We start from the raw sequence: 244 nt of genomic DNA, 5'->3' as shown, positions 1-244 counted from the left end.
ACTGGATATCTGATGGTATGAAAGGTGTTTGGCCATATTTCTCAGCCAGATAGCGTACAATCACATTCGATTCCCAAAGTACAAATCCTTCATCCTCAAGGCACGGTATACGCCCGTTGGGATTCTTCGCCAGATATGCTGCTTCATTTACAAGTCCAAACTCACCGCCTGCCGGAATGGTTTCATAAGTAAGGTTGAGCTCTTCCGCACACCAAAGTACCTTGCGAACATTGGTTGAGTTAAT

The 244-nt window shown here is 45.1% G+C and carries 1 protein-coding gene; it reads right to left on the bottom strand.

The window, feature by feature from the left end:
- The coding region (locus HBA93_RS22850; RefSeq protein WP_221724755.1) for a glutathione S-transferase N-terminal domain-containing protein at window positions 1–244 on the bottom strand (244 nt) is incomplete at its 3' end.

The sequence above is a fragment of the Ochrobactrum sp. SFR4 genome, from assembly GCF_019730395.1.
Lineage (GTDB): Bacteria > Pseudomonadota > Alphaproteobacteria > Rhizobiales > Rhizobiaceae > Pseudochrobactrum.
This window is presented reverse-complemented; position numbering and strand designations above follow the sequence as displayed.